Genomic DNA, 24064 nt, shown 5'->3' with positions numbered 1-24064 from the left:
ACGCCGCGCGTGCCTGTGTCGTGTCCGCACTGTCCGAGTCGCATACGGGGCCGCTGCGATGCCCTCCCGAGCGCTTGCAGGTGTTCGACCACGTGAGGACGTCGTGAACGTCCAGCAAACCAGATGTCAGCCCCAAGGAGACCGACCGTGAAGAGCGCCGTGGAGAACCTGAACCCGACCCGGGTTCGGCTCACTGTCGAGGTGCCCTTCGAGGAGCTCAAGGCCAGCCTCGACGCGGCGTACAAGAAGATCAACCAGCAGATCCAGGTGCCCGGCTTCCGCAAGGGCAAGGTTCCGGCGCGGGTCATCGACCAGCGCTTCGGCCGTGGCGCCGTGCTGGAGGAAGCCGTCAACGACGCGCTGCCGAAGCTGTACCAGAGCGCGATCGAAGAGGGCGAGCTCAACCCGCTCGGCCAGCCCGAGGTCGACATCACCGAGCTGAAGGACAACGAGCAGCTGACCTTCACCGCCGAGGTCGACATTCGCCCCGAGCTGGAGATCCCGGACTACACGGGTATCGAGGTCGAGGTCGAGGCCGCCGAGGTCAGCGACGCGGATGTCGACGAGGCCGTCGAGCAGCTGCGTGAGCGCTTCGCCACCACCAGCGTCGTGGAGCGCGCCGCCGCCGAGGGCGACGTGGTCAAGGTCGACCTGGAGGCCAAGGTCGACGGCGAGGTGCTCGCCGACGGCGTGGCCGAGGGCATCGACTACACCATCGGCTCCGGCGAGCTGCTGGAGGGCATCGACGAGGCCGTCAAGGGTCTGTCCGCCGACGAGTCCGCCACCTTCACCTCCGAGCTGAAGGGCGGCTCCGCCGCCGGCAAGGAGGCCGAGGTCTCGGTCAAGGTCAACACCGTCTCCTCCCGCGAACTGCCCGAGCTGGACGACGACTTCGCCCAGCTGGCGAGCGAGTTCGACACCATCGCCGAGCTGCGCGAGGACAGCCGCAAGCGGCTGGAGCAGTCCAAGAAGTACGAGCAGGCCACCAAGGCCCAGGAGAGCGTCCTGGAGAAGCTCATCGAGCTGACCGAGGTGCCGATCCCCGAGAAGCTCCTCGAGGACGAGATCCAGACCCGCAAGCACAACCTGGTCAACCACCAGCTGGGCCAGATGGGCATGGACCTCGCCACCTACCTGCAGATGCAGGACAAGACCGAGGAGGAGTTCGACGCCGAGCTCAAGGAGCAGGCGGAGAAGGGCATCCGGACCCAATTCATCCTCGACGAGCTGGTCTCCCGCGAGAAGCTCAACGTCAACCAGGAAGAGCTCACCGAGCACCTGATGCGGCGTGCGCAGTCCTCGGGCATGAGCCCGGACCAGTTCGCCCAGGCGGTCGTCGAGGGCGGCCAGGTGCCGATGCTGGTGGGCGAGGTCGCCCGCGGCAAGGCTCTGGCGCTGGTCGTGGAGTCCGCCACCGTCAAGGACACCAATGGTGAGCTCGTCGACCTCGACGACGAGGAGGACGAGGAGGAGGGCGCCGCCGAGGCGGACGCCGCCGCCGAGTCCGAGGGCGCCGAGTCCAAGGACGCGGAGAAGGCGGACGACAAGAAGTCCGACGCCTGATCCACCGATCGTCGGCGGGCCCGTACGTCATCACGCGTGCGGGCCCGTTCGCGTACGGCGGCCGAACCGGCCCCGTGCTCGGGCCGCGCCGGTCTCCGGACCCGGCCCACCAGCTCGAACGCACCCTGCGCTGACAGCGAACAGTTCCCGGGGTGCTCGCCACGTACCGCCCGTCGGCCGTTAGGGTCCGCGGTACGTACAGATCAACTCCATCCGCAAGTGCCCTGTCGGACAACGGAGATCGAGGCCCGCGAGTCCCTCCCGGAGCTTGTCGCCCAGCGGCGAACAAGCGCGAGAGGGGCCCACCAAAGGGCCTCGGCACGGTACCGTCGGAGGGCAAGGACCAGGCACCGCCGCCGGCCGGCGGTGCGGCAGGCGAAGGGGAAGCACCTCGTGGCACGCATCGGTGATGGCGGCGACCTGCTCAAGTGCTCGTTCTGCGGGAAGAGTCAGAAGCAGGTCAAGAAGCTCATCGCAGGCCCTGGCGTGTACATCTGTGATGAGTGCATCGACCTCTGCAACGAGATCATCGAGGAGGAGCTGGCCGACTCCTCGGAAGTCCGCTTCGAGGAGCTGCCGAAGCCGCGCGAGATCTCGGAGTTCCTCGAGGGGTACGTGGTCGGCCAGGAAGCCGCGAAGAAGGCACTGTCGGTCGCGGTGTACAACCACTACAAGCGCGTGCAGGCCGGCGAGAACGGCGGCGCGCAGGGCCGGGACGACGGCATCGAGCTGGCGAAGTCCAACATCCTGCTGCTCGGTCCCACCGGCTCCGGCAAGACCCTGCTCGCCCAGACGCTGGCGCGCATGCTCAACGTCCCGTTCGCGATTGCCGACGCCACCGCGCTCACCGAGGCCGGGTACGTGGGCGAGGACGTCGAGAACATCCTGCTGAAGCTGATCCAGGCGGCCGACTACGACGTCAAGAAGGCCGAGACCGGGATCATCTACATCGACGAGATCGACAAGGTCGCCCGCAAGAGCGAGAACCCGTCGATCACCCGGGACGTCTCAGGCGAGGGCGTGCAGCAGGCCCTGCTGAAGATCCTGGAGGGCACCACCGCCTCCGTGCCTCCGCAGGGCGGGCGCAAGCACCCGCACCAGGAGTTCATCCAGATCGACACGACGAACGTGCTCTTCATCGTGGGCGGCGCCTTCGCCGGTCTGGAGAAGATCATCGAGTCCCGGTCGGGCGCCAAGGGCATCGGCTTCGGAGCCAACATCCGCTCCAAGCGCGAGCTCCAGGCCACCAACCTCTTCCAGGAGATCATGCCGGAGGACCTGGTGAAGTTCGGGATGATCCCGGAGTTCATCGGCCGCCTCCCGGTGATCACCTCGGTGCACAACCTGGACCGCGAAGCGCTCCTGAAGATCCTGGTCGAGCCGAGGAACGCACTGGTGAAGCAGTACCAGCGCCTCTTCGAACTCGACAACGTCGAGCTGGAGTTCGACCGGTCCGCGCTGGAGGCCATCGCGGACCAGGCGATCCTGCGCGGCACCGGAGCCCGCGGTCTGCGGGCGATCCTGGAGGAGGTGCTGATGTCGGTGATGTACGAGGTGCCCTCCCGCAAGGACGTCGCCCGGGTCGTCATCACCGACGAGGTGGTCCGCTCCAACGTCAATCCCACGCTCGTACCGCGCTCGAAGGGCTCCGAGTCGGGGCCGCACGAGAAGAGCGCCTAGGGGCCGCGGCCACGGCCGCACCCCGGGAATCGTCAACAGCCGCTCCGACCCGCCGGGTTGGGGCGGCTGTCGCGTGTGCGGGACCTCTCCGGCGGGCGCGCGCGGGCGCGGCCCGTGGGGGCGCGGCCGGTGGGGGCGCGGCCGGTGTGCGAAAGGGCTCGTCGTGGCGTCTCGTCGTGGCGTCTCGGCGTGCGACGGGCGGCGCGTACGGCGCTGCGGGGGGCGTACGGCGCTGCGGGCACGTACCGCGACACCGGCGCGCACGGCGGTGCGACTGCCGGGCGCGGGACGGCACGGCGCCGCCCCCGGCGGGTTCACCTCGGTGAACGGTGCCGGGGGCGGCGTGGGCCCTGTCTGGGCGTTGCTCGGCGGGACGGACGCTCAGCGGGGAGCGTTGTCCAGCTTGCGGGTGCTCACGATCTGGTCGACCAGGCCGTAGGCGAGCGCGTCCTCGGCGGTGAGGATCTTGTCGCGCTCGATGTCCTCGCTGACCTGCGCCACCGTCTTGCTGGAGTGGCGGGCGAGCAGCTCCTCCAGCTGGGTGCGCAGCCGCAGGATCTCGTTGGCGGCGATCTCCAGGTCGGAGAGCTGCTCACGGCCGGTCTGGGTGGACGGCTGGTGAATCAGCACACGGGCGTTGGGCAGCGCCATCCGCTTGCCGGGCGTACCGGCGGCGAGCAGCACGGCCGCGGCGGAGGCCGCCTGGCCCATGCAGACCGTCTGCACATCGGGCTTCACGAACTGCATCGTGTCGTAGATGGCGGTGAGCGCCGTCATCGAGCCGCCGGGGCTGTTGATGTAGATCGAGATGTCGCGGTCGGGGTCCATCGACTCCAGGCACAGCAGCTGCGCCATCACGTCGTTGGCCGAGGCGTCGTCGATCTGGACGCCCAGGAAGATCACGCGCTCCTCGAAGAGCTTGGCGTACGGGTCGTACTCGCGCACGCCCTGCGAGGTGCGCTCGACGAAGCGCGGGACCACGTAGCGGTTGTCGACCTGGGGTCCGGTGTAGAGGCCTGACGCGGAAGCGCCCGGGAAGTTGTTCATGGGGAGGTTCACCATCCTGGTGGCGTTCGAGTGGGCTGTGGCGGGAGCTCGGCCGGGGCCGGCGGTCGGGCCTCGGTCGGGCCTCAGGAGGCGCCGGTGCCGCCGCCGCCCGGGACACCGGAGGCTGCGGAGATGATCTCGTCGAGCAGGCCGTACTCCTTGGCCTCCTCCGAGGTGAACCAGCGGTCCCGGTCACCGTCGCGGATGATCGTCTCCACGGTCTGGCCCGTGTGCCGTGCGGTGATCTCGGCCATGCGCTTCTTGGTGCGCAGCAGGTACTCGGCCTGGATCTTGATGTCCGAGGCGGTACCGCCCACGCCCGCCGAGCCCTGGTGCATCAGGATGTCGGTGTGCGGAAGCGCGAAGCGCTTGCCCGGCGTACCGCCCGTCAGCAGGAACTGGCCCATGGAGGCCGCCATGCCCATGCCGATGGTCACGACGTCGTTGGGGATGTACTGCATGGTGTCGTAGACGGCCATGCCGGCCGACACCGAGCCGCCGGGGCTGTTGATGTAGAGGTAGACGTCCTTGCTCGGGTCGGCGGCGAGAAGCAGCATCTGAGCAGTGATCTTGTTGGCGATCTCGTCGTCCACCTGCTGCCCAAGGAAGATGATCCGCTCGCCGAGCAGTCGGCTGTAGACCTGGTCGCCGAGGCCACCACCGATGAACGGCTCGCCGGCGGCGGAAGGCATCAGATTCGTCACGTATCCACCTGCTCGTCTCTGACGGCAACGCGCGCCGTCTCAGCGTCTGTCGCGGGCCGGGGGCCTCTGTGGTTGCGTCCGCTTCTCGCGGTGAACCGGGCTCCCCCGCCCTCGTCATTATGGTTATGGACCCTAACGCGCAGGGGGGCGAGAGCAATCCCGGACCGGTAGCTGTTCGCTGTGAGCGCAGGTCGCACAGGGTGGGCGGGAAGGGGATCGGACCGGTCCCGCGGGCCCTGTCCGCCGCGGCTCCCGGGGGCCGGGCGCCCGACGTGCCGGACGCCCGGGGCGCAGGCTCCCGGGCGTCCGGCGGCGAGGGCTCGGGACGGGGTCAGTCGGCCTTGACCCGTGCCGCCTTGCGCAGGTCGGCGGCGTTCTTCGCGGCGTCCTCCGCCGTCACGTCGCCGACGCCGCGGAACGGAGCGACCATGCCGATGGTGCTCTTGTCGCCCCAGACACAGAACTGGGTGCGCTGGACGTTGCCCGAGCCCATCGGATCGGTGTCCATCGCCTGGCACTTCATCACCGCACCGCCGAGGCCGGCCGGAGTGGCCTTCTGCGGACCGCCGATGATCTTGTCGTTGGCGCCGGCGGCCTTCTCGGCCTCCTTGACCCGCAGGTCGAGCAGTTTGTCGACCGCGGCCTCGGGATCGGCGATGGTGCCCCAGGCCCCGCGGAAGATCAGCCCGTGGGCCTGCGCGAGCTTGCTCGGGTCGACGTTCTGCGGGTCGGACATGCCCTCCGACTGGTAGAAGCCCGCGGCGAACTGCGCGTTCTGCACGCCGGACTGCTTGACGGTGTCCTCGAAGTTGTCGCTCGGACCGCCGAACCGGGACTCCCCCTGCGGGCTGCGCGTCAACTCGCCCAGGGTGGTGGGCGGTTCCAGCTTGTGCGGACCGTCGTCCACCGCAGCCGCGTCGGCGTCCTTGGAACCGTCCGACCCGTCCGCGCCCGCCGAGTTGCCGGACTCCGCCTTGTTCCCGTCGTCCGATCCGTCCTTGCCGCCGGTGGCGATGACGGCGCCGGCGACGATCGCCGCGACCACCGCGACGGCGCCGACCGCGATGGCTATCGCCTTGCCGTTACCGCCGGACTTCGGCGGCGGGAAGTCGCCCTGCGGCGGCTGGCCGTACGGGCCGGGCGCCTGCGGCTGCTGCGGGTAGCCGTACCCCGGCTGCCCCGGTGCGCCCGCCTGCGGCTGCTGACCGTACGGACCGGGCTGACCCGGCTGACCCTGCGGCGGACCGGGCGGACCGGGCTGGCCCTGCGGCGGACCGTACGGGCCGGGCTGACCCGGCTGACCCGGCTGCTGCCCGTACGGGCCCTGTGGCGGCGGGGAGTTGAAGCTCATGAGGTGACTGCTCTCTGCGCAGGCGTCGGCGACGCGCTGCCGCACGACGCGTCTGGTCGCGTCATCGTTGCGGACGGGATCGGTCGGGGTTCGTTCACTGCTTGACGCGAGCGGCCTTGCGCAGCTCGGCTGCGTGCTTGGCCGCCTCGTCCTGTGTGACGGCGCCGGAGGGCTTGACCACGACAACCTGGCCGAGGGTGCTCTTGTCGGCCCACCCGCACATCACGGCCTTGCCGCCGCCGGCCTGGGCGACGTTGACGGTCTGGCACTTCATCAGGGCGCCGTCCAGACCTGCCGGGGTGACGTCCTCAGGACTTCCTTCCAGGTCGACCCCCTGCTTCTGCGCGGTCGACTGGTCGAAGAGCTTGTCCAGGGTCGAGGACGGGTTGTCGATCTCGCCCCAGGCCCCGGCCATCGTCACCACCGTCATGCTCGCGGCGGATCCCGGGTCCGTGGGGTCCGCGTCCGAGAAGGAGCCCTCGGCCCCCTGCGCGCCCTTGACTCCGATCTTCTCGGCCTCGGCACGCACGGATTCGGTGCCGTTCTGGCCGCCGGCACCCGGCTGCTGCTTGAACTCCCCGAAGGACTGCGGAATTTCCAGCTTGTGCGCGCCGTCGTCCTTGACCGCGCTGCTGCCGCCGCTGCCGCCCTCGTCGTCGCCGCCGGTGGCGAGCACGATGCCGCCGATGATGGCGCCGACCACGACCACGGCGCCGATCACGATGCCGATCGTCTTGCCCTTGCCCCCGCCCGAGGGCGGCGGCGTCGGGGCGCCGGGCTGACCGTACTGGCCGGGCTGACCGTACGGACCGGGCTGCTGACCGTAGGGCTGCTGGCCGTACGGTCCCGGCTGCTGCTGGTAGCCGGGGCCGGGCTGCTGCTGGCCGTACGGGCCGGGCTGCTGGCCGTAACCGCCCTGCGGCTGCTGGCCGTAACCGCCCTGCGGCTGCTGGCCGTACGGGCCGGGGGCCTGCGGCTGCTGCGGGTAGCCGTACCCCGGCTGCCCCGGTGCGCCTCCCTGCGGCTGCTGACCGTACGGACCCGGCGGCGGCTGGTTGAAACTCATGGCGCTTCCCTCCCTGGGCATGCAGCGGGGCATGCGTGTCCACGACGCGCGCGCACGCCGTCGTCTGTGATGCGGATGTCGATGGTCGGAACTTCCCTGCGGAACGAGCCGCGCGATGACGCGTACACGGCTGCCTCCGCACATCCTTCCGGACGACGGCTCAACGTCCTACACCGGGCACCAAACCGATTCGAGACTGCTACATCCACGCCATTACACTGCCGTCGTGACCGACGAGACTCAGCAGCGCCCCCAGGGCGCCAACAGCGACCCCGCAGATCTGCCGACCCAGTACGCGCCGGCCGAGGTAGAGGGGAAGCTGTACGAACGCTGGGTGGAGCGCGGCTACTTCGAGGCCGACGCCACGAGCAGCAAGCCGCCGTACACCGTCGTCATCCCCCCGCCGAACGTCACCGGCAGCCTGCACCTGGGCCACGCCTTCGAGCACACGCTGATCGACGCGCTCACCCGCCGCAAGCGGATGCAGGGGTACGAGACGCTGTGGCAGCCCGGTATGGACCACGCGGGCATCGCCACCCAGAACGTGGTGGAGCGGGAGCTGGCCAAGGAGGGCACCTCGCGCCACGATCTGGGCCGCGAGGCGTTCGTCGAGCGCGTCTGGCAGTGGAAGGCGGAGTCCGGCGGGCAGATCTCCGGGCAGATGCGCCGCCTCGGCGACGGCGTCGACTGGTCGCGCGAGCGCTTCACCATGGACGAGGGGCTCTCCAAGTCCGTCCAGACCATCTTCAAGCGGCTCTTCGACGACGGTCTGATCTACCGCGCCGAGCGCATCATCAACTGGTGCCCGCGCTGCCTGACCGCGATCTCCGACATCGAGGTCGAGTACGCCGACGAGGACGGCGAGCTGGTCTCCATCCGGTACGGCGAGGGCGACGACTCGCTGGTCGTCGCCACCACCCGGGCCGAGACGATGCTCGGCGACACCGCCGTCGCGGTCCACCCCGACGACGAGCGGTACGCCCATCTCGTCGGCAGGACCGTCAAGTTGCCGCTGACCGACCGCTCCATCCCGGTCGTGGCGGACAGCCACGTCGACCCGGAGTTCGGCACCGGCGCGGTCAAGGTGACCCCGGCGCACGACCCGAACGACTTCGAGATCGGCCGCCGGCACGGCCTGCCGAACCTGACCGTCATGGACGAGCGCGCGGTGATCACCGCGCCCGGCCCGTTCCAGGGCCAGGACCGGCTGGAGGCGCGCTCGGCGATCGTCGCCGCGCTGCGCGCCGAGGGCCGGATCGTCGCGGAGAAGCGCCCGTACAGCCACTCGGTGGGCCACTGCTCGCGGTGCAAGACGACCATCGAGCCGCGGCTCTCGCTCCAGTGGTGGGTGAAGACCGGCCCGCTGGCGCAGGCTGCGGGCGACGCGGTGCGCGACGGCCGCGTCGCGATCCACCCCAAGGAGATGGAGTCCCGCTACTTCGGCTGGGTCGACAACCTCCACGACTGGTGCATCTCGCGGCAGTTGTGGTGGGGCCACCGGATCCCGGTCTGGTACGGGCCCGGCGGCGAGGTCGTCTGCGTCGGTCCGGACGAGGAGCCGCCGAGCGGTGAGGGCTGGTACCAGGACAGCGATGTGCTGGACACCTGGTTCTCCTCCGGGCTGTGGCCGTTCTCCACGCTCGGCTGGCCGGAGCAGACCGACAGCCTCGGCCGCTTCTATCCGAACTCGGTCCTGGTCACCGGCTACGACATCCTCTTCTTCTGGGTCGCCCGGATGATGATGTTCGGCCTGTACGCGATGGACGGCACTCCGCCGTTCCACACGATCGTGCTGCACGGCATGGTCCGCGACCAGTTCGGCAAAAAGATGTCCAAGTCCTTCGGCAACGCGGTCAACCCGCTGGACTGGATGGACAGTTACGGTTCCGACGCGCTGCGCTTCACGCTGGCGCGCGGCGCCAACCCCGGCGTCGACGTGCCGATCGGCGAGGACTGGGTCCAGGCTTCGCGCAACTTCGCCAACAAGGTCTGGAACGCCACCCGATTCGCGCTGATCAACGGCGCCACCGTGGACGGGCCGCTGCCCGCGCCCGAGGAGATGTCGGCCGCGGACCGCTGGATCCTGTCCAGGCTGAACACGGTCGTCGCCGAGACGGACGCGCAGTACGAGGACTACCAGTTCGCCAAACTCTCCGACGCCCTCTACCACTTCGCCTGGGACGAGGTCTTCGACTGGTACGTCGAGCTGTCCAAGACGACCTTCTTCGCCGGCGGCCGGCCGGCGGAGGTCTCCGGGCGGGTCCTGGGCGAGGTCCTGGACGTGCTGCTGAGGCTGCTGCACCCGGTCATGCCGTTCGTCACCGAGACCCTCTGGACAACGCTGACCGGCGGTGAGTCCCTGGTGATCGCCGACTGGCCCAAGGACAGCGGCTTCCGGGACAAGGAGGCGGAGCAGGAGCTCGCGGACGTCCAGGAGGCGGTCACCGAGGTGCGTCGCTTCCGCGCGGACCAGGGCCTCCAGCCCGGCCAGCGGGTGCCGGCCCGGATGACGCTGGAGGGTACGGCGCTGGCGGCGCACGAGGAGGCCATCCGCTCACTGCTGCGGCTCCAGCCGGCCGGTGAGGACTTCTCGGTGACGGCCTCGCTGCCGGTCGCCAAGGCCCTGGTCGAGCTGGACCTCTCCGGCGCGATCGACTTCGCCGCCGAGCGCAAGCGGCTGGAGAAGGACCTGGCCGCCGCGGAGAAGGAGCTGAAGCAGACCACCGCGAAGCTCAGCAACGAGGGCTTCCTCGGCAAGGCGCCCGAGCAGGTCGTCGACAAGATCCGCGACCGGCAGGCCGCCGCGGGCGCCGACATCACACGCATCCAGACCCAGCTGGAGAACATGCCCAGGGGCTGAGCGGGGGCAGGGCCCGACGAAGGCCGGTACGACGGGAGTTGCCGTCGTACCGGCCTTCGTGTGTCGCACGCTTCCCGCCGGCCCGCGGATGCTCCCCGGTCCGCGGAGGCGGCGTGCGCGGGTGCGGCGTACGGGCGCGGCGTGCGCGGGAGCGGACGGGTGCGTACGGGCGCGGCGTGCGCGGGAGCGTACGGGCGCGGTCAGCCGCGGTCGCCGAGCAGCTTCCAGGCGGTCGGCAGCACGCCCATCGCCAGCGCGGCCTTCAGCACATCGCCGATCAGGAACGGCACCAGGCCCGCGGCGAGCGCCTCGGTCAGCCCCATACCGGTCGCCAGCGCCAGGTAGGGAACGCCGACGCTGTAGATGATCGCCGTACCGACCGCCATCGTGCCGACCGTGCGCAGCATGCTGCGGTCGCCTCCGCGCCGGGCCAGCGAACCGACCACGGCGGCGGCGAGCAGCATGCCGAGCAGATAGCCGAAGGACGGCATCGCGGCACCGTGCGACATCTCGGCGAACCACGGCATCCCGGCGACACCGGCGACGACGTAGAGCGAGAGGGAGGCGACGGCGCGGCTGGTGCCGAGTCCGGCGCCGAGCAGCAGTGCGGCGAAGGTCTGGCCGGTCACCGGCACCGGAGAGCCGGGGATGGGCAGTGCGATCTGGGCGGCGGCGCCGGTGAGGGCAGCACCGCCGACGACCAGCGCGACGTTCCGCAGCATGGTGCGGGACGAGGTGGTCGCGGGAAGCAGGTCGGCGAGTACGGCTCCGGGCCGTATCGGTGCTGCGGTCGTCAGGGCGCTGGCGCTCATGAGGGGCTCCGAGGATTTCGGTTGCGGTCGGTGGCCGGGCCGGCCCACCCGGTGGTTCGGGTACGTGCGGGGGCGGACCGGTCGGATCGTGACCGACGCTAGCGGGTCGGGCGCGCGGACGGAGCGCGGGTCCCCGACAAAGCGCGGGCGCTCGCGTTATCGGATGACCTGCGGCGCAGCGGCGAGGCACACCGTGCGAGCGACGTTTCGGGGCTGCCGGGAGCGCGGCGGCAGGTGCGGGGCAGCACCGACGGGTCGCGGCGGGCCGCGCGTTCGGAGCGTGCCGGCGCGGTCCGTGCGGGACAGTGAGCTGTGTCATTGATAGGTGGCCCCCTCTCTGCCCACACTGATCGGTGATCCGGAGTCATTGCCTCCGCCTCACCTCCCCCCTCCCGCGCCTCCCCCACTTGGATGTCCATGTCTCCCTCGCAGGCCCGGAGTCGGAACGGCTCCACCGGCCCTGACGGCACTCCGGCCCAAGGCAACGAAGCGGGCGACCCGTCCGCGCTCACCCACGGACTCAAGCAGCGCCATCTTTCGATGATCGCGCTGGGCGGCGTGATCGGCGCCGGGCTGTTCGTCGGGTCCGGCGCCGGCATCGCGGCGGCCGGCCCCTCGATCGTGCTGGCCTTCGCCGCCTCCGGGCTGCTGGTCATGCTCGTGATGCGGATGCTCGGCGAGATGTCCGCCGCCCATCCGGCCTCCGGCTCCTTCTCGGTGCACGCCGAACGCGCTCTCGGACCGTGGGCGGGCTTCACCGCGGGCTGGATCTTCTGGATGCTGCTGTGCGTCGCCGTCGCCGTGGAGGCGATCGGAGCGGCCGACATCATGCAGACGTGGTTCCCGGACACCGCCTCCTGGATGTGGGTGGCGCTGTTCATGGCGGTCTTCTGCGCGACCAACCTCGCCTCGGTCCGCAACTTCGGTGAGTACGAGTTCTGGTTCGCCGCGCTGAAGGTCTTCGCGATCGTCTCGTTCCTGGTGCTCGGGGTGCTGGCCATCGCGGGTCTGCTGCCGGGCACCGACTCCCCCGGCAGCAACAACCTCACCGGGCAGGGCGGCTTCTTCCCCAACGGAACCGACGGCCTGATCGTCGGTCTGCTGGCGTCGATCTTCGCCTACGGCGGTCTGGAGACCGTCACCATCGCCGCGGCCGAGTCCGAGAACCCGGTGCGCGGTGTCGCCAAGGCGGTGCGCACCGCGATGTGGCGCATCGCCGTCTTCTACGTCGGTTCGATGCTGGTCATCGTGAGCCTGATCCCGTGGGACGACGCCTCCGTGCTGGAGGGTCCGTACGCCGCGGTGCTGGACCACCTCGACATCCCGGCGGCCGGCGAGATCATGAAGGTCGTGGTGCTGATCGCCCTGCTGTCCGCGATGAACGCCAACATCTACGGCGCCTCCCGGATGTCGTACTCGCTGGTCACCCGCGGCGAGGGTCCGGCCTTCCTGGGGCGGATCACCGGCGGGGTGCCGCGGCGCACGGTCGTGGCGTCCTCCGCCTTCGGTTTCTTCGCGGTACTGCTCAGCTACTGGTGGCCGGAGACGGTCTTCAGCTGGCTGCTCAACATGGTCGGTGCCGCGGTGCTGGTCGTGTGGGGCTTCATCGCCTTCTCCCAACTGCGCACCCGGCGGCGGCTGGAGCGCGAGGCGCCGGAGAAGCTGGTGGTGCGCATGTGGGCGTTCCCGGTACTGACCTGGGTGGCGATCGCCGGTATGGCCGGCGTGCTGCTGCTGATGCTCCGCGACGGCGAGACCCGGGTGCAGCTCTTCTGCACCGCGGGCCTGACGGTCGCACTCGCCGTGGCGGGCTGGGTGCGCCAGCGCCGCGCCGGCCTCACACCGACCGCCGGGGCCGCGGAGGTGCGGGCCGACGAGGAGCCGCGGACCCCGCGGGAGCGGGACTGACACCCGCGTCCGCGCGGCGGCCAACTCGCCCGCACACGCGCGCAGTAGACCGTTCGGGCTGACTGACCGCCCGGTTGACGGGGCGACACCTCACGGAGGGGTCGCCCCGCTGCTGTCGGCGTTGCTGCTGATAACGTCGCCCTGCAAGCGATGTGCAATAACGTTCGGAGGGGAACAAGCGCATGGCCACCTATTCGCTGCCCGAGCTCCCGTATGACTACTCCTCCTTGGAGCCGGTCATCACCGGAGAGATCATCGAGCTCCACCACGACAAGCACCACGCCGCCTATGTGAAGGGTGCCAACGACACCCTGGAGCAGCTGGCGGAGGCCCGGGACAAGGAGTCCTGGGGCGCGATCAACGGCCTGGAGAAGAACCTGGCCTTCCACCTCTCCGGTCATATCCTGCACTCCATCTACTGGCAGAACATGACCGGCGACGGCGGCGGCGAGCCGCTGGACAAGGACGGCACGGGCGAGCTGGCCGACGCCATCGCCGAGTCGTTCGGCTCCTTCGCCAAGTTCAAGGCCCAGCTGACCAAGGCCTCCGCCACCACGCAGGGTTCGGGCTGGGGCGTTCTCGCCTACGAGCCGGTCAGCGGCCGTCTCATCGTCGAGCAGGTCTACGACCACCAGGGCAACGTCGGCCAGGGCTCGGTCCCGATCCTGGTCTTCGACGCCTGGGAGCACGCCTTCTACCTCCAGTACCGGAACCAGAAGGTGGACTTCATCGACGCGATGTGGGCCGTCGTCAACTGGCAGGACGTCTCCGCCCGTTACACCGCGGCGAAGCAGCGCGCCAACAGCCTGATCATCGCGCCGTAACACCGTGCGCGACGGCGCTTCCCGTCTGTCGGGGCTGGGCGTGGCCCACGGCTGACGGGGCGCCGCACGGTGCGGGCGTCCGCGGACACCGAGCGGAACGGGCGAACGCCTCGACCGCCGTGACCGGAACACACGAAGGGGACCTCCGGAAAGCTCCGGAGGTCCCCTTCGTCGTGCCCCGACCGGGGCGCCGCCGGGCGGGGCGTGAACGCTCGCCGCGGGCTTTGCGCTTTTCGCGAGCGACCGGTTTCGAGCCGCCGCGATCACTCTGCGGGCACGCGTGAAGCCCGGCTCGCGGCGAAGACGGAACGCACCCCCTCACAGGCACGTGCCGCCTCCCCGCGGGCCGGGCGGGCCCCGCCCCGCGGGCGGACCGGTTCGCGGACTCAGTCGAAGGACGGCTCCGCGTCCCGGGTGCGCTTGAGCTCGTAGAAGCCAGGGGTACCGGCGACCAGCAGGGTGCCGTCCCACAGCCGGGCCGCCGCCTCGCCGCGCGGCGCGGGTGTGACGACCGGCCCGAAGAACGCGAGCTGCTCACCGTCCGCGCCCGGCACCGCGATCACCGGGGTGCCGACGTCCTGGCCGACCAGCTCGATACCGCGGCGGTGGGACTCGCGCAGCGCCGCGTCGTACTCGGTCGACTCCATCGCCTCGACCAGCTCCGGGTCCAGGCCCACGTCCTGCAGGGCGCCGGCGACCATCTCCCGGCCGCGGCCCTCGCCCTTGAGGTGGATGCGGGTGCCGAGCGCGGTGTACAGCGGGCCGAGGACCTCGCTGCCGTACTTCTGCTCGGCGGCGATGCACACCCGCACCGGGCCCCAGCCCTCGGCCATCAGGGCGCGGTAGCGCTCGGGCATCTCCTCCAGCCGGTCCTCGTTGAGCACGGACAGGCTCATCACGTGCCAGCGCACCTCGACCGGGCGGACCTGCTCCACCTCCAGCATCCACCGGGAGGTCAGCCAGGCCCACGGACACAGGGGGTCGAACCAGAAGTCCGCGGGGACCTTGCCGGCCTCGGCCGAACCGGCTGCGCTCTCGGCGCCGACTGCACTCTGGACCACGATCTCTCCTTCGGAGGGAACATCACGAAGACTCGGACTCGTCACGGCTGTCTCACAACAGTTGTACGACTAACAACCGCCGTCCGCACGGTCATTCCCGCCGCACGGCAGATATCCGCCGCCACCGCCGAAGAGAGGTGCGAACACCCTTGAACGACCCCCGCGCCGGCCCGGCCGCGCGCGTTCAAGGCCACCTCGGCAGCGGTCGGACGCCATGACATGCTGGCCCCGGATGTTCGCGATGCGAGACGAGGAGCCCCGTTGTGCCCGGAGAGAACCTGACCCGTGACGAGGCCCGGGAGCGGGCCGAGCTGCTGAGTGTGGACGGGTACGAGGTGGTGCTCGACCTGGGCGCCGCCGTGGCGCCGCCGCCGGCCGAGGGCCCGCGGACTTTCCGTTCGACGACCACGATCCGGTTCCGCAGCGCGCTGCCCGGTGCCTCCAGTTTCGTCGATCTGGTCGCTCCCCATGTCCACTCGGCGACGCTCAACGGCAAGTCGCTCAACGTCGACCGGGACTTCGACGGGACCCGGCTCCGGCTGCACGACCTCGCCGCGGTCAACGAGCTGACGGTGGACGCCCGTTGCGCCTACAGCCGCACCGGCGAGGGCCTGCACCACTTCGTCGACCCGGAGGACGGCGAGACCTACCTCTACACCCAGTACGAACCGGCCGACGCCCGCCGGGTTTTCGCCAGCTTCGAGCAGCCCGACCTCAAGGCGCCGTTCGACTTCACCGTGATCGCGCCCCGGCACTGGACCGTGCTCAGCAACAGCGAGCGGGTGGGCGAGCCGGAGCCCCTGGACGGCGGCGACAACGGGGACATCGCACGCTGGACCTTCGGCACGACCCAGCCGATCTCGACCTACATCACCGCCGTGGTCGCCGGCCCGTACCACCGGGTCACCGACAGCTACAAGCGCTCCCTGCCCGACGGCAGCACGCTGGAGATCCCGCTCGGCGCGCTCTGCCGCAAGGGCCTGGCCAAGCACTTCGACCACGAGGAGATCTTCGAGGTCACCAAGCAGGGCCTGGACTTCTTCCACGACCACTTCGACTACCCGTACCCCTTCGGGAAGTACGACCAGGCGTTCGTGCCGGAGTACAACATCGGCGCCATGGAGAACCCGGGCTGTGTCACCTTCCGCGAGGAGTTCGTCTTCCGCGGCAAGGTCACCCAGGCCTCCTACGAGAGCCGGGCGAACGTCATCCTGCACGAGATGGCGCACATGTGGTTCGGCGATCTGGTCACCATGGCCTGGTGGGACGACCTGTGGCTCAAGGAGTCCTTCGCCGACTTCATGGGCGCCTTCGCCCTGGTCGGCGCCACCCGCTTCAACAACGGCTGGGTGACCTTCGCCAACAACCGCAAGGCGTGGGCCTACCGCGCCGACCAGCTGCCCTCCACCCATCCGATCACCGCCGACATCACCGATCTGGAGGCGGCCAAGCTCAACTTCGACGGCATCACCTACGCCAAGGGCGCCTCGGTGCTCAAGCAGCTGGTGGCCTACGTCGGCGAGGAGGCGTTCCTGGAGGGCGCCCGGCGCTACTTCAAGCGGCACGCCTGGGGCAACACCCGGCTCACCGATCTGCTCTCGGCGCTCACCGAGACCTCGGGCCGCGATCTGGAGGAGTGGTCCCGCGCCTGGCTCCAGACCGCCGGCGTCAACACCCTGACCCCGGAGGTCTCCTGCGACTCCGAGGGTCGGATCACCGAGCTGGCCGTGCTCCAGGCGCCCGCCGAGGGCGAGGCCATGGACCCGGTGCTGCGTCCGCACCGCGTCCAGGTCGGGCTCTACCGCACCGAGGACGGGGCGCTGGTGCGGTACGCACGCGCCGGGGTCGACGTCGTCGGCGCGCGTACGGCGGTGGCGGAGCTGGTCGGCGCCGAGCGCCCCGAGCTGGTCCTGGTCAACGACGAGGACCTCACCTACGCCAAGACCAGGCTGGACGAGGTCTCGCTGGCGACGCTGGTGGACCGGTTGGGCTCGGTGAGCGACCCGCTGGCCCGTGCGCTGTGCTGGTCGGCGCTGTGGAACCTCACCAGGGACGGGCTGATGCCGGCCCGCGAGTTCCTCGGCTTCGTGCTGCGTTTCGGCGGTCGGGAGAGCGACATCGGGGTGCTCCAGATGCTGCACGCCTGGGCCCGCACCGCGCTCGGCCACTACACGGCCCAGGAGCACCGGGGCACGGCCGAGCGGCAGCTCTCCGAGGGCGCGCTGCGGCTGCTGCGCGAGGCCGACCCCGGCAGCGGCCACCAGCTCGCCTGGGCCAGGTTCTTCGCCTCGGTGGCGAGCGGTCCGGAGGAACTGCGCCTGCTGCGCGGGCTGTTGGACGGCAGGGAGAAGGTGGCGGGGCTGAAGGTCGACCAGGAGCTGCGGTGGGCGTTCCTGAGCCCGCTGGTAGCCGAGGGTGCGGCCGGGGAGGCGGAGATCGCCGCCGAGCTGGCCCGCGACGACACCGCTTCCGGCAAGCGGCACCAGGTGCGCTGTCTGGCGGCGCGGCCGTCCGCGGAGGTCAAGGAGCAGGCGTGGTCGGCGGTCGTCGACTCCGACGCGCTGTCCAACGCGCTGGTCGGCGCGACCATCGCCGGCTTCGACCCGGGTGGCCAGCGGGAGCTGTTGACGCCCTTCGTGCCGCGGTACTTCGCGGCGCTGGAGAAGGTGTGGGCGGAGCGTTCCATCGAGATCGCGATGGCCGTCGTGCGCGGCATGTTCCCGATGGCGCAGGGCGACGAGGCGACGCTCGCGGCGACGGACGCCTGGCTGCGGGAGACCGAGGGCAGTGCGGCGCCGGCACTTCGCAGGCTGGTCTGGGAGTCGCGGGACGATCTGGCGCGTGCACTGCGCGCCCGGCGGTGCGACGCCGCGGCCGGCTGACGCCGCTCCGTTCGGCGGCCCGGCGGCGGAGCGTCCGGTGCGCGAAAGCGGGCGGCCTGCTGATCATCCGCTCAACTCCCGTACGTGCGTACGGGAGTTGAGTGCTTTCGGCCGATGGTCGGGGCTTGTTCCGGACGGCTTGAGGACAGCGGGGTCCGGGTTCGTTGACGAATCTGTAACAGCGCGAGAGGGCCGGTGTCCGCGCGGGCATCGCACAGTCATGGCCCACGAGACCCCGCTCCCTCCCCGCTCCGCGAACCGGACCCGCGGCGACGACACGACCGTCGTCACCGCGGCCGTGCTCCGCGCCCAGGGCGTCAGCGCCGCCGCCGTGCGCGACCTCTGCCGCGCCGGCGGCCCGTGGCAGGCGCCGCTGCCCGGCGTCTACCTCCTGCACCCGGACGAACCCACCGAACAGGAGCGGCTGCGCGCGGTACTGCTCTACGCGGCCGGTGACGGCTCGCGGGTGCCGGAGCAGGGCGGGCGGCCGGTCCTCAGCGGTCTCGCCGCCCTCTCGCTGTACGGCTTCCGCTCGGCGCCGCCGATCGCCGCGCTGGAGCGCATCGAGGTGCTGGTGCCGCGCAGCAGGCGCACACGCTCGTCGGGATGGGCACGGATCGTCCGCGTGCCCCACCTGCCACCGGCCCAAGAGGTGGAGGGGCTGCCCCTCGCCCCGGTGGCCAGGGCCCTGGCCGACGCGGTCGCCGGGCTCACCGAGCCGGCCGAGGTGCACCGGCTGCTCGCCGAGGCGGTGCGCGCGCGACACTGCGAATCGGCCGAGATCGTACGGGAGTTGCGCCGCGGCCGACTGCTGGCGCGGCCCCAGGTGGTGGACGCCGTGGACACCCTGCTGGCCGAGGGCCGCGCGGTGGCGGAGAGCCGGCTGTACGCGCTGGTGCGGGAGGGGGCGCTGCCGCAGCCGTGTTGGAACGTGGAGCTGCGGCAGCCCGGCGGCCCCTCGCTGGGCGCGTTCGACGCGTACTGGCCGGAGCACCGGGTGGCGGTGGAGCTCGACGCCTGCGGTCCCGCCCGCGACCGGGCCGGCAGCGCGCTGTGGCCGCCGAGCGCGCGCCGGCGCACGACGGCGGCGGAGCTGGGTGTCACGGTGCTCGCCCTGACGCCCGAGCGGCTGCGCGAGGAGCCGAGGCAGCTCGCCGCCGTGGTGCGCACCGCGCTCATGACGGCACACGAGCGCGGGGGCCCCGCGGAGGTGCTGGTGCTGCCCCGCTGACCGGGCCCGCCGGGCGCGCCTGCCGGGCGGGGTGGGGTGGCCGGCGGACCGGCGGTGTCTGGAGGGCGGGTGGTCGCGCCGCTGTCGGAGACGTACGGCCCGGGCGGCTGTCAGCCGTCGCGGCGGACCAGGAGTTCGGTGTTGCGGTCGGTGGCGCCGCCGGCGAGGGTTCTGCGTGCGCCGGGGGCGTTGTGCGCCAACTCGCGGTAGAGCGAGGCGAGTTCGACGCGGTCGAAGGAGCCGGTCGCGGAACCGGCGGGCGCGGCGGACTCGATGAGCGTGGTGAACAGCGAGTAGCTCCCGTCGCGGTTGTCGGTGACCTCCACGACCCGCGCGAGCTGGGGAAAGTCGACGTGCGAGGCGGTGGAGACCTCCCAGAAGCCGCGGTGCGCGGTGACGGCGTTCTTGTGGCTGTGGCCGTTGATCCAGGCCAGCACGTTCGGATGGCGTCCCAGGACCTCCAGGAGCTGGTCGCCGCCGTCCGGGGTGCTGGCGCTGGTGTGGTGGCTGAAGACCAGCGCCGGGGTGTCGCGGTGCGCGCGCAACTCGCGTTCCAGCCAGCGGAGTTGGGCCGCGCCGACAGCACCGGTGTAGTGGCCGCCGGGGCGGGTGGTGTCCAGGCTGATGCCGACCAGGTCGTCGCTGATCCGGAAGGTGTAGTAGAGCCGGTCCTCGGCGAGGTTGGCCTCGGTGTAGCCGTGTCCGCGCGGCCCCGCGCCGGTGTACCGGCTGCGCAGATGGGCGCGTACGTACTCGGCGGGCGTGAAGGGGGCCCGCGCCGGATCGGGGGTCACCGTACGGGCGTTGCGGGCGTACTCCTTGAGGAGTGCGGTGAACTGCTCGCCGCGCGGGTCGCCGCCCTCCCGCACCCGGCGCCAGAGCGTGGCGCTGACCTCCCGCGGCAGTTCCATCAACTTGCGGTCGCCGACGGCGAGATCGGCGAAGAAGCTGTCCCCCGAGGCGTAGCAACCGCCCGGCAGGGTGTCGTGGTTGCCGACCGTGGAGTACCAGGGGATGTTCAGTCCGGGGCTGGTCAGCCGGCGGGTCGCGGCGGTCAGCAGCCCGTCGACGCGGGGATAGCCGAGCTTCTTGTCCGCGTCCCTCAGGGTGCTCTCGGGGTGCCAGTAGAGCGGCAGGCCGGAGTTCTGGACGCCTTCGTAGCCGCGCGGGTCGCCGGTGTTGGGGGTGATGCGACCGCCGCTCATCGCGGTGAGGTACCAGTCGAGCTCGGCGCGGGAGTTGTTGTCCGTGTTGTCGCCCGTGGTCACCACGCAGGCCAACGGCGCGCCGGTGGCGGGCCCGTGGCGGAGCGCGTTGACCCGGTCGATCAGCGAGAGGGTTCCGTGCACCGAGAGGGTCTCCTGCGGGCGCCAGGCGCTCGCGGTCTCGGCGCGCAGGTACTCGTGCCGCAGCGGGTGCTGGGTGTCGACGATGTGCAGGTCGGTGAATTGCACGAAGGCGCCAAGGGTCCTGCGCCGCTCCTCGCGCCCGCCGACCGCCGGGGCGAGCTCTTCGCGCACCTCCCGGGCCCAGCCCGGTCCCTCGGTGAGCTTGCGGTAGCTGCCGTCCTGCCGGGCGCCGTCCGCGACCGCGACCGACTCCAGCGTCGTTCCGGCCGGCGTGGGGGCGATCGGGGCGGGCCGGGCCGGGGTGCTCCGTTGCGGGGCGGCGGACGCCGGCGACGCCGGGACGTCGGCGGGGGCACCGCTGGCGACGGCGTCTCGGGAGCGGAGCAGATGGATCGCGCCGGTCGCTGTGGCCGCGACCGCCGCGCCGGCGGTCAGCAGGGTGCGTCGGTTCAGGGGCTCTGGGCTGTTCTGGCTGCGAGGCATGTCGCTCTCCGGTACGAAGCGGCAGCTGGCAGAGGGCTGTTGCCCCCCCTTTTCGCATGCTTGGCTTCGGCGGTGGCGCTGCGTTGAACTCGGCGGGAACGTCAGCGTGCCATCTGTCTGCGCCGCCCGGCGGCCGGCTGGCACCGGGCGACCGCGGTCTGCGTACGCGCTGCCCACGGCCCTGCCGCCCGCCTGTCCGCGGGGCCGGCCGGGCCCCGCGGACACGGGGAGACACGGCGCGACGGGCGGGCGCGGCGAGGGCGGCAGCGAACGGGACTGCACAGATGTGCCTGTGGCACTGGCAAGGACCGTTCGAGGGGGTGGCGTGGAAGGATGGCCGGCACCGCTGGCAACCGCCCGAAGGATGGAGACACCACGTGCCTGGCACCAATCTGACCCGCGACGAGGCCCGCGAGCGCGCCCGGTTGCTGACCGTGGACGCGTACGAGATCGAGCTGGACCTCTCCGGCGCGCAGGAGGGCGGCACGTTCCGCTCGGTGACGCGGGTCCGGTTCGAGGCCAGCGAGAGCGCCGACACTTTCATCGACCTGGTCGCGCCCTCGGTGCGCGAGGTCGTGCTCAACGGAGCGACGCTGGACGCGGACACCGTCTTCGCCGACTCCCGGATCGCGCTGCCGTCCGTGCAGGCGGGGCCCAACGAGCTGACGGTCGTGGCCGACTGCGCGTACACCAACACGGGCGAGGGGCTGCACCGGTTCGTCGACCCGGTGGACCAGCAGGCTTATCTGTACACCCAGTTCGAGGTGCCGGACGCCCGCCGGGTCTTCGCCAACTTCGAGCAGCCCGACCTCAAGGCGACGTTCCGCTTCACCGTCACCGCGCCCGAGGGCTGGACGGTGATCTCCAACTCGCCGACGCCCGAACCGGTCGACCGCGTCTGGTCCTTCGCGCCCACCCCGCGGATCTCCAGCTACATCACCGCACTGATCCTCGGCCCGTACCACTCGGTGCACAGCAGCTGGGAGGCGTCCGACGGCAGCGGACGCAGCGTGCCGCTGGCGATCTACTGCCGTCCCTCGCTCGCCGAGTTCCTGGACTCCGAGGCGATCTTCGACGTCACCCGGCAGGGCTTCGACTGGTTCGAGGAGAAGTTCGACTTCCCCTACCCCTTCGAGAAGTACGACCAGCTCTTCGTCCCCGAGTTCAACGCGGGCGCCATGGAGAACGCGGGCGCGGTGACCATCCGCGACCAGTACGTCTTCCGGTCCAAGGTGACCGACGCCGCCTACGAGGTGCGCGCCGAGACCATCCTGCACGAGCTGGCGCACATGTGGTTCGGCGATCTGGTCACCATGGAGTGGTGGAACGACCTGTGGCTGAACGAGTCGTTCGCCACCTACACCTCCATCGCCTGCCAGGCGTACGCACCCGGCAGCCGCTGGCCGGACGCCTGGACCAGCTTCGCCAACCAGATGAAGACCTGGGCCTACCGGCAGGACCAACTGCCCTCCACACACCCGATCATGGCCGAGATCCGCGATCTGGACGATGTGCTGGTCAACTTCGACGGCATCACCTACGCCAAGGGCGCCTCGGTGCTCAAGCAGCTGGTGGCCTACGTCGGCACGGACGAGTTCTTCCGCGGCGTGCAGACCTACTTCAAGCGGCACGCCTGGGGCAACACCCGGCTGAACGACCTGCTGGTCGCGCTGGAGGAGACCTCCGGCCGCGATCTGTCGGCCTGGTCCAAGGCGTGGCTGGAGACCGCCGGCATCAACGTGCTGCGGCCCCGGATCGAGACCGCCGCGGACGGCACCATCACCTCCTTCACGGTCCAGCAGGAGGCGCCCGCGCTGCCCGAGGGCGCCAAGGGCACCCCGACGCTGCGCCCGCACCGCATCGCCGTGGGCCTCTACGAGCTCCGGGACGGCAGCCTGGTGCGCACCGACCGGATCGAGCTGGACGTGGACGGCGAGTCCACCGAGGTGCCGCAGCTGGTGGGCCGCGCCCGCCCCGCGGTCGTACTGCTCAACGACGACGACCTCTCGTACGCCAAGGTCCGCCTGGACGCGGATTCGTTGGCAGTGGTCACCGAGCACCTCGGCGACTTCGCCGAGTCCCTGCCGCGCGCGCTGTGCTGGGCGTCCGCCTGGGACATGACCCGGGACGGCGAACTCGCCACCCGGGACTACCTGGAGCTGGTGATCTCCGGTATCGCCAAGGAGACCGACATCGGTGTGGTGCAGACCCTGCTGCGGCAGGTCAAGCTCGCACTCGACCTGTACGCGGCGCCGGAGTGGCGCGAGGAGGGCCTGGCCCGCTGGAGCGCGGTGGCGCTCGACCAGCTGCGCGCGGCCTCCCCCGGCAGCGACCACCAGCTGGCCTGGGCCCGGGCGCTGTCGGCGACGGCACGCACCGACGAGCAGCTCGGCCTGCTCGCCGGCCTGCTCGACGGCAGCGAGAACCTCGACGGCCTGGCGGTCGACACCGACCTGCGGTGGACGCTCCTGATCCGGCTCGCGGCGACCGGACGCGCCGACGACGCGGCGATCGCCGCCGAACTGGAGCGGGACCCGACCTCGGCGGGTGAGCTGCACGCCGCGACCGCGAAGGCCGCACGTCCCACCGCCGAGGCCAAGGCCGAGGCCTGGGCGCAGGTCGTGGACTCCGACAAGCTGCCCAACTCGCTCCAGGAGGCGGTGATCGGCGGCTTCGTCCAGACCGACCAGCGCGAACTGCTGGCGCCGTACGCGGACCGGTACTTCGAGTCGCTGCGCGGAGTCTGGGAGTCGCGCAGCCACGAGATGGCCCAGCAGATCGCGGTGGGGCTCTACCCGACCGTCCAGGTGTCGCCGAGCACGCTGGAGGCGACGGACGAGTGGCTGCGCGCCCAGGGCGAGGCCAACGCGGGGCTGCGCAGGCTGGTCACCGAGTCGAGGGCCGGTGTGGAGCGGGCGCTGAAGGCACAGGCCGCCGACGCCGCGGCCGCCAACGGCGGCTGACCGCGAGTCCGGTGAGCGACGGGCGCGGTACGGGTCGGAGTTCCGGCCGGTGCCGCGCCCGTCGCGTTCCGGGCGCGGCACCGGGCGGACACGGCCGAGCGCCGGCCCGGACTGCGACCTGCTTCAGGGCGGCAGCGGGCAGCGGACGGGCGGACGACGGACGGGTGGGCAGCACAACGCGCGCCGACGCGGACCGTGAGGTCTGCGGGGCGCGCGAGGGATGACCTGTGCGGGCGACCGGGACACCGGAAACCGGCGACGGCTGCGTGGCCGACCGGCG

General features: G+C 71.2%; 15 protein-coding genes. 8 read left to right on the top strand and 7 right to left on the bottom strand.

Annotation, left to right across the window (positions count from 1 at the left end; translation table 11 throughout):
• The first annotated feature begins 147 nt into the window (after nt 1-147).
• Together tig and clpX are read left to right on the top strand one after the other, a co-directional pair.
• On the top strand, nt 148-1563 hold the full coding sequence (gene tig / locus MTQ01_RS07420) for a trigger factor (protein WP_247487883.1): 1416 nt from the start codon (nt 148-150) through the stop codon (nt 1561-1563).
• Between the two features lie 393 nt (nt 1564-1956).
• Nucleotides 1957-3243, top strand: coding sequence for an ATP-dependent Clp protease ATP-binding subunit ClpX (gene clpX / locus MTQ01_RS07415; RefSeq protein WP_247487881.1), 1287 nt, complete (start codon nt 1957-1959; stop codon nt 3241-3243).
• A 381-nt stretch (nt 3244-3624) separates the two neighbouring features.
• Here clpX and MTQ01_RS07410 read toward each other — a convergent pair whose 3' ends face one another.
• The 4 genes from MTQ01_RS07410 to MTQ01_RS07395 form a co-directional block, all read right to left on the bottom strand.
• A complete protein-coding gene (locus tag MTQ01_RS07410; RefSeq protein ID WP_282613401.1) occupies nt 3625-4305 on the bottom strand; it encodes an ATP-dependent Clp protease proteolytic subunit in 681 nt (226 codons plus the stop codon).
• Between the two features lie 68 nt (nt 4306-4373).
• On the bottom strand, nt 4374-4982 hold the full coding sequence (locus tag MTQ01_RS07405; protein ID WP_211040781.1) for an ATP-dependent Clp protease proteolytic subunit: 609 nt from the start codon (nt 4980-4982) through the stop codon (nt 4374-4376).
• Between the two features lie 343 nt (nt 4983-5325).
• Complete coding sequence (locus tag MTQ01_RS07400; RefSeq protein WP_247487878.1) at nt 5326-6345, bottom strand: hypothetical protein; 1020 nt, start codon at nt 6343-6345, stop codon at nt 5326-5328.
• A gap of 94 nt (nt 6346-6439) precedes the next feature.
• Nucleotides 6440-7411, bottom strand: a complete 972-nt coding sequence (locus MTQ01_RS07395) for a hypothetical protein (RefSeq protein WP_247487876.1) — start codon at nt 7409-7411, stop codon at nt 6440-6442.
• 226 nt (nt 7412-7637) lie between these two features.
• Here MTQ01_RS07395 and MTQ01_RS07390 point away from each other — a divergent pair, with 226 nt between their 5' ends.
• The gene (locus tag MTQ01_RS07390) at nt 7638-10271 is read left to right on the top strand and encodes a valine--tRNA ligase (RefSeq protein WP_247487874.1); all 2634 of its coding nucleotides are present in this window, start codon (nt 7638-7640) and stop codon (nt 10269-10271) included.
• A 200-nt stretch (nt 10272-10471) separates the two neighbouring features.
• On the opposite strand, the gene MTQ01_RS07385 is transcribed toward MTQ01_RS07390, so the two are convergent.
• Complete coding sequence (locus tag MTQ01_RS07385; protein WP_247487872.1) at nt 10472-11083, bottom strand: biotin transporter BioY; 612 nt, start codon at nt 11081-11083, stop codon at nt 10472-10474.
• A gap of 411 nt (nt 11084-11494) precedes the next feature.
• Between MTQ01_RS07385 and MTQ01_RS07380 the strand changes: the two genes are divergently transcribed.
• Both MTQ01_RS07380 and MTQ01_RS07375 read left to right on the top strand, forming a co-directional pair.
• Entirely contained in the window at nt 11495-12991 is a 1497-nt protein-coding gene (locus tag MTQ01_RS07380) for an amino acid permease (protein WP_247487870.1), read from the top strand.
• Nucleotides 12992-13173: 182 nt separating this feature from the next.
• Nucleotides 13174-13815 carry a superoxide dismutase gene (locus tag MTQ01_RS07375; RefSeq protein WP_247487868.1) on the top strand — a complete coding sequence of 214 codons (642 nt, stop codon included), beginning with the start codon at nt 13174-13176 and terminating at the stop codon, nt 13813-13815.
• Nucleotides 13816-14201: 386 nt separating this feature from the next.
• Here MTQ01_RS07375 and MTQ01_RS07370 read toward each other — a convergent pair whose 3' ends face one another.
• A complete protein-coding gene (locus tag MTQ01_RS07370) occupies nt 14202-14876 on the bottom strand; it encodes a disulfide bond formation protein DsbA (RefSeq protein ID WP_374207644.1) in 675 nt (224 codons plus the stop codon).
• Between the two features lie 263 nt (nt 14877-15139).
• On the opposite strand from MTQ01_RS07370, the gene pepN (MTQ01_RS07365) reads away from it, so the two are divergent.
• Nucleotides 15140-17758, top strand: a complete 2619-nt coding sequence (pepN, locus tag MTQ01_RS07365) for an aminopeptidase N (protein ID WP_247487866.1) — start codon at nt 15140-15142, stop codon at nt 17756-17758.
• 220 nt (nt 17759-17978) lie between these two features.
• Nucleotides 17979-18989 carry a hypothetical protein gene (locus tag MTQ01_RS07360; protein WP_247487864.1) on the top strand — a complete coding sequence of 337 codons (1011 nt, stop codon included), beginning with the start codon at nt 17979-17981 and terminating at the stop codon, nt 18987-18989.
• 110 nt (nt 18990-19099) lie between these two features.
• On the opposite strand, the gene MTQ01_RS07355 is transcribed toward MTQ01_RS07360, so the two are convergent.
• Nucleotides 19100-20821, bottom strand: coding sequence for a TIGR03767 family metallophosphoesterase (locus MTQ01_RS07355; protein ID WP_247487863.1), 1722 nt, complete (start codon nt 20819-20821; stop codon nt 19100-19102).
• A 377-nt stretch (nt 20822-21198) separates the two neighbouring features.
• Here MTQ01_RS07355 and pepN (MTQ01_RS07350) point away from each other — a divergent pair, with 377 nt between their 5' ends.
• Entirely contained in the window at nt 21199-23784 is a 2586-nt protein-coding gene (gene pepN, locus MTQ01_RS07350) for an aminopeptidase N (protein ID WP_247487861.1), read from the top strand.
• Nucleotides 23785-24064: the final 280 nt, after the last annotated feature.

It is taken from the genome of Streptomyces sp. XM4193 (assembly GCF_023072595.1).
Classification (GTDB): Bacteria; Actinomycetota; Actinomycetes; order Streptomycetales; family Streptomycetaceae; genus Streptomyces.
Note: the sequence above shows the minus strand (reverse complement) of the source record. Positions and strands in the feature narration are given on the sequence as shown.